General features: G+C 38.5%; 1 protein-coding gene and 2 tRNA genes. 1 reads left to right on the forward strand and 2 read right to left on the reverse strand.

Going from position 1 to position 1,390, the window contains the following annotated elements; translation table 11 throughout:
* Positions 1–172 precede the first annotated feature (172 nt).
* Positions 173–315, reverse strand: a tRNA-Asp gene (locus tag BLR53_RS20025).
* A 24-nt stretch (positions 316–339) separates the two neighbouring features.
* A tRNA-Asp gene (locus BLR53_RS20030) sits at positions 340–447 on the reverse strand.
* A 154-nt stretch (positions 448–601) separates the two neighbouring features.
* On the opposite strand from BLR53_RS20030, the gene BLR53_RS19660 reads away from it, so the two are divergent.
* Complete coding sequence (locus tag BLR53_RS19660) at positions 602–1,078, forward strand: Lrp/AsnC ligand binding domain-containing protein (protein WP_037437747.1); 477 nt, start codon at positions 602–604, stop codon at positions 1,076–1,078.
* The last annotated feature ends 312 nt before the right edge of the window (positions 1,079–1,390 follow it).

Genomic DNA, 1,390 nt, shown 5'->3' on the forward strand with positions numbered 1-1,390 from the left:
TATGCTTAAAAACACCCTTAGTCCACAAGTTTTTGACTTGATCCCCTTTTTGATTAATTTCGTAGTGATAAGCTGACCAGTTAATTTACATGTCAGTGCCTGCGCAAAAACAGAAAAGGCAATCCGCCTCCGGATTGCCCTCATTAACTAAATATTACTATAAAAAAACTAGCTGTTGGGGAAGGAGTCGAACCTTCAAGGGGAAGTTAGCCTCAGTTCAAAAAATTAATTTGTGGTCAACCCATAAACTGTGTTTATCCCATGATCCCCACCACCGAGACAAGGAGGTGTGTCTGCCAGTTTCACCACCCAACAATAATAAAAGAACAAATTCTTTTGCTGTAGGGGAAGGAGTCGAACCTTCAAGGAGTGGTTAGCCTTTTCAGGTTTTCCATGATCTCCACCACCGAGACAAGGAGGTGCGTCTGCCAGTTCCACCACCCTACAGAATGTAAGCAATTATTAAAAAGAACTATTTTTTGTTACTTGCTTGATACAAATGTAACAAGACTCCATATACGTTGCAAATATTTTAACGATTTAATTTTATTATTATGATAATTGTAATTATATTAGATTTCTATTAGAATTAATTGAAAGCATGCTGAAAAAAGAAAGCCAAAATTTAGAAATTGATAACCTTGATATAGACATCCTTAAGCAGCTGATGCAGGATGCGACGAAACCATACACCGAAATAGCTAAAGATCTGATAGTTTCGGGTGGTACTATACACGTAAGGATGAAAAAACTTCATGAGATGGGTATTATAAAAGGCTCCCATTTAATTATTGATCCTCAAAAGGCCGGATATGATATCTGCGCTTTTTTGGGTATTTATCTTGAAAAAGGAATTCAATATAAAGATGCCGTGGCGCAGCTTAGTCAGATAAAAGAAGTGGTCGAACTGCATTACACTACCGGAGCATACAGTATGTTCGCAAAAATCATTTGCCGCGATACAAATCACCTGCGTCACGTACTGAATGAAGAAATACAAGCTGTAGCAGGAATTCAGAGAACAGAGACGCTGATTTCTCTCGAAGAAAGTATCAGAAGACAAATTGAATTGGGTTAAATGATCTCAAAGCGTTCTAATGCACTTTTGCTTATTTTAGACCTACTTACACATCTAAATTCAGATAGTTGCTTAAATAGCCGGTATATCCAATAAATACAGTAAAGGTCTGTTGTATATAGTCTGGGGCTCAAGGAAAGAATTGAATAGTTGTGGCTTGATTCACGTTTCCTGCAGCGGAGCTGCCTCACCAGAACTGTAGCATGAATATGCTTCGGCAGAAAAAACCTGATAAACAAGAAAAGCCTGTAGTTCTCACTACAGGCTTTCTTTAAGATTTGGCACCGACCTACTCTCCCACGTGTTACCGCA

It is taken from the genome of Pedobacter antarcticus (genome assembly GCF_900103515.1).
Lineage (GTDB): Bacteria > Bacteroidota > Bacteroidia > Sphingobacteriales > Sphingobacteriaceae > Pedobacter > Pedobacter antarcticus.